Annotated in this window: 6 protein-coding genes; all 6 read right to left on the bottom strand. The window is 47.5% G+C overall.

Annotated features, from left to right (window positions below; translation table 11 throughout):
- Positions 1-342 (bottom strand): undecaprenyl-diphosphate phosphatase (locus DBO31_RS04230; RefSeq protein WP_304466342.1); only part of this gene is annotated, 342 nt, incomplete at its 3' end.
- A gap of 264 nt (positions 343-606) precedes the next feature.
- Positions 607-1,071, bottom strand: a complete 465-nt coding sequence (gene brxF, locus DBO31_RS04225) for a BREX-3 system P-loop-containing protein BrxF (protein ID WP_059076717.1) — start codon at positions 1,069-1,071, stop codon at positions 607-609.
- Positions 1,072-1,194: 123 nt separating this feature from the next.
- Positions 1,195-2,424 (bottom strand): hypothetical protein, encoded by a 1,230-nt coding sequence (locus DBO31_RS04220; protein ID WP_234995382.1) that lies wholly within the window; start codon positions 2,422-2,424, stop codon positions 1,195-1,197.
- 68 nt (positions 2,425-2,492) lie between these two features.
- Positions 2,493-3,998 (bottom strand): lysine--tRNA ligase, encoded by a 1,506-nt coding sequence (lysS, locus tag DBO31_RS04215; RefSeq protein WP_075581984.1) that lies wholly within the window; start codon positions 3,996-3,998, stop codon positions 2,493-2,495.
- Positions 3,999-4,022: 24 nt separating this feature from the next.
- Complete coding sequence (gene greA, locus DBO31_RS04210) at positions 4,023-4,511, bottom strand: transcription elongation factor GreA (RefSeq protein ID WP_059076714.1); 489 nt, start codon at positions 4,509-4,511, stop codon at positions 4,023-4,025.
- A 113-nt stretch (positions 4,512-4,624) separates the two neighbouring features.
- Positions 4,625-4,840 (bottom strand): tRNA-dihydrouridine synthase (locus DBO31_RS04205; protein WP_200817457.1); only part of this gene is annotated, 216 nt, incomplete at its 5' end.

The following is a 4,840-nucleotide window of genomic DNA, read 5'->3' as shown; positions in this document are numbered from 1 at the left end:
CTTAATGGCATGATGGGCCAGATAGCCGATACCCATGACAGGGACAATACCGGCTGCCACATGGGCCAGTGTAAGTCCCGTATCGGTGCGGAACCAATTTTCCCGGCGGAATAAGTTCCAACAGCGATACTGATATAACATGCGGATAAACTTTTCCTTGTAAATGATGAGCACAGAAAGAATCGCACCAAGCTGGATAAACACTTCAAACACGCTGGCCCGGGGACCGTCAAATCCCAGCCAGTCACCGACAAGAATCATATGACCGGTGGAAGATACAGGCAGATATTCTGTAAAGCCTTCGACAATGCCGAGGATGACGGCAATCATATAATCGTTCATTGATATAACTCCTTTGTCATAAATCCATGAGTGGTCAGAAAACAAAACCTTTCACACGCATAGAAAAAATTATATCACACACCTTGACAGAAAGATAGAGAAATCCGTAAACATGTCCGGACCAAATGGATATCCGGCAAAACATAACAGGAGCTGCAACGAAATGAATCGTCTTCACTTCGTTGCAGCTCCTGTTATGTTCATGCTTATAAAACGACAGCTTACATCCTGCCACCTACAGGCCAGACCTTCTTCTGGTCCGCCTTAATCAAGACTCATGACGTGATTCGGGTCTTCAATCGTAAATTTAGCGTATTTCGGATCACCTTTGTGTTCAAAATACAGCGTGTTGCCTTCAAGATGACCGCGCCAGCTGACGATAATCGGGCATTCACGGCTTAATTTCTTCAGCATTTCAATAGGATTCAAATTTAAAATCGGCGCAAACAAGAACCCGACGTTATCAATCATTACGACACGGGCATTCAGTCTGTGGATAGCTTCGGAAATAAGGGAAATCGCCTTTTCCGGCCGGTCTGCACGGGGAATTTCAAGAAATTCATCATCAAAGAGGTCTTTGGCTTCGCAAATCTTCCAACCATCCTGGAAGGTCAGTTCACGAATCAGTTTGCTCTTGCCTGAACCAGGTCCGCCGATAATGATGAGAAGTTTTTCTTCTTCCTGTGCAATGTACTTCCACCGTTTCAAAACATCTGCATCTGTAACCATGGATATCACCTTCATCTGCAATTATTATTTATATTTATTATACTGGATGCGGGCCTTGTAAGTAAAGCATTTTTCCTATTTATTTTATTAAGTTTAGAAACGGCTTGTAAAATACGGCGTTTTCTACTTCAAACCATAGCGTTCCATGGGGTCCTGGATATTTTTAATGGGTTCGCTGATGAGCAGGACATCATCGACGTAATCCGTCTGATGCTTACTGATGAACACGAGGGAAACGCCTTTTTGGAATGGACTGTCATAATAATAGGCATCGACAAATTGCTCCCCTGCCGGTCCTTTTTCTATACGGCTGGGTTCACCATAAAGGGAAAATATCGTTGAGAGGCGGTATCCCAGGGTGGCTCCGCGGCCGGTATAACTGCTATTCGTAAGGAGAAATACTTTCTTTACCATATTATGCCGGTCTACTTCGACGCCATACGTACCGTACAGCCAGAATTTACCCCCGCTGCGTTTGACCAGATTGGTCCACATATTATATTTATTGGCTACAAACGGTTCGTTGACACCATATCCCACGAGAGTAAAATCTCTTGGTGTCCAGCCGCCGATTTTTTCCAGAGGCCGCCCTTCAATATACGGCGGTCTGGGCGGCAACAGGGCAACACGGGCCACTTTACGTTCCCCGATGGCAAAGACCAGGACATGATCCTTTCCTGGGTTTTCATAAACGAAATAATAGACATTGGCATCGGCATCGCGCAATACTTGCAAAGGACGTCCGTATTTGCGTACCAGGAGTTCTGCCGGGTGGCCGAGATGAATCCCCGGCCCGATATAGACATCCGGCCCCTCAGCCAGTGTGACAGAATCGACACCGGGGTGGACTGCCTTCCGGCCGGCCGCCGCTTCTTTCAAAATCTGAGGCGTATCATTGCGCAGGCGTACCGTCATGTCCAGGTCCTTGCGGTTATATTTCAGTTCTGTATAATGGGCACTCTGGGCATATTTCGTCGGGCTGCCAAAAATACGTTTTACTTTTTGCAGAGAATCTCCGGCATGAAGGCCGTTAAAGGCAAAATCAGCTTCACTTAACGTCCGGTCTTGTGTGACTTCATCTACGACGAGTCCGTCATGATCTGCAACGGATTTTCCGTCTTTTTCCTGCTGATCCGACGTTTTTCCCGGGCGTTCTGTCTGATTTTTCAGATCTTGTTTTTTGTCCTTCTGCTGCTCTGCCGGCTGTACCGGTACCGAAGCAGGGACAAACAAAGGTATTTCCCCGGACAAGGTAGTTTCCTGTGCCGGCATCTCTGCCGCCAGGGCCGGTGATGAGGCCATCAGACCCAGGCACAGAAGGGTTGCCAGAACACGCAGCGAATACTTCATCATGCGCCCTCCTTTCAAAACGGGATATAGTAAAAACACCCTTCGATGTGGTTCAAAGGGTGTTTTTAACATTATTTCTGTTCCGGACGGCTCAGTGGGAATAAGAGGACGTCGCGGATAGAGGCACTGTTCGTCAGGAACATGACGAGACGGTCAATTCCGATACCCAGACCACCCGTCGGCGGCAGGCCATATTCCAGAGCGCGGCAGTAATCTTCATCCATCTGATGAGCTTCGTCATCGCCCCGTTCCCGTTCCTTCATCTGTTCGATAAAGCGGTTCCGCTGGTCAATGGGATCGTTTAATTCAGAAAAGCCATTTGCCAGTTCCCGGCCATAAATAAACCCTTCAAAACGGTATGTCAGGAGTGGGTTTTCGCGGTCCTGTTTGGTGAGCGGAGAAATTTCCAACGGATGTCCCGTAATGATGGTCGGCTGAATCAGGTTTTCTTCTACAAATGCTTCGAAGAAAGCATTGATGATTTTGCCAACGCCATCGTACTGACCATATTCGACATGATGTTCATCAGCCATCTTGCGCGCCACTCCGATATCCGTAACGCCTTCAAAATCGGCTCCACTGTATTTCTTGACCGCTTCTATCATCGTCATCCGGTCCCAGGGAGGAGTCAGGTCGATTTCTTTATCAATATAAGTCAGTTTCATTGTTCCATAGAGCATTTGTGCCAGTTTGGAAACCATATCTTCTGTAATGAAAATGACATCTTCCAGGTCACCATACGCCTGATACAATTCGACGGTTGTAAATTCCGGATTATGACGGGTATCAATCCCTTCGTTGCGGAAGCAGCGGTTCATTTCATAGACCCGTTCCAGTCCGCCGACGAGGAGTCGTTTCAGATGCAGTTCCGGGGCAATACGCAGATAAATGTCCATATCCAGCGCATTGTGATGAGTTTTGAACGGTCGGGCTGCAGCACCGCCGGCAATAGTATGGAGCATCGGCGTTTCGACTTCCAGGAAATGACGGTCGTCGAGATATTTACGGATTCCCTTTATGATCTGGGAGCGCTTGATAAACGTATCTTTGACTTCCGGATTGACAATCAGGTCCAGGTAACGCTGGCGATACCGCGTTTCTTTATCGGTCAGGCCATGGAATTTTTCCGGCAGCGGGCGCAGAGATTTGGAAAGGAGCGTCCATTTTTCGACGCGGATTGTCGTTTCTCCCGTGTGAGTCGTAAAGACAGGGCCTTCTACGCCGACAATATCACCAATATCGAGCAGTTTGAATAAATCGTAGGACTGTTCACCCAATACATCTTTGCGGAAATAAAGCTGGATTTCCCCGGTAATATCACGGAGCACGCAGAATGCCGTCTTGCCATGGCGGCGGATTGCCATCAGGCGTCCGGCAACGCTGACAAATGTCTGATCTTTTTCCAGTTGTTCTGCCTGTTCTTTGACGTCCTGGGCATGATGATCCCAGTTATATTTCTGACCGAAGGGATAAATGCCCGCATCGATAAACTGCTGCATTTTTTCGCGGCGGACCTTCATCTGGTCATTTAACTTTTCTTCTTCAATCGGTGCTGTATTCTGTTTCGTATCAGCCATAATTATTGGTTCCTCCTAAGTTGTTTATTCTGCATCGGGCGGTAAAATACGGTATTTCAATTCACCTGCCGGTGCTTTGACGGTAACAACAGCCGGATTGGATGCACTGATCCGCTGTCCCAGAATAGCCGAACCTACCGGAGATTCATTGGAAATTCTATTATTGAACGGATCCGCTTCGGCTGTGCCGACTACGGTATAATCAAAGCGGTCCCCCGTTTCTACGTCTTCCAGAATAACTTTGGAGCCCAGGCGTACTTTCGCGCTGCTGTCTTCCGTTTCTTCAATGATTTTTGCCGTACGGATTTTTGCTTCCAATTCGGCAATGTGCCCTTCGACCAGAGCCTGTTCGTTTTTGGCATCATCATATTCTGAGTTTTCACTCAAATCGCCCAGGGCGATAGCTTCCTGGATACGTTTCGATACCTTGATACGGCGGACAGATTTTAATTCATTTAATTCGTCTTTTAACTTCTGCAGACCTTCCTGGGTAATCAGCGTTTCGTTAGCCATGTTATTACTCCTTTGTATTGGATACTTAAATTACAAACAGATACACAAGGCATCGCCCTGTCTATCTGTTATTTTTACCGTAACTTTAATTATATGCATATACGTGCCTGGTGTCAATGTTCTTCCTTTTCCAGCAATGTCCTGATGAGGGACTCAAAAACAGCCGTACTTTCTGCCCTGTTAAGCCGTTCCCGTATGGCTGCCGACCCGTACAATCCTTTCGTGTACCAGGCTGCATGGGAACGCATTTCCCTGAGAGCTGTATAATCGCCCTTATAGGCCCGCAGGGCCTGGAAATGCTCCAGCATCTGCCGGTACCGTTCAGCCGG

The sequence above is a fragment of the Megasphaera sp. DJF_B143 genome, from assembly GCF_900320625.1.
Lineage (GTDB): Bacteria > Bacillota > Negativicutes > Veillonellales > Megasphaeraceae > Megasphaera > Megasphaera hexanoica.
Note: the sequence above shows the minus strand (reverse complement) of the source record. Positions and strands in the feature narration are given on the sequence as shown.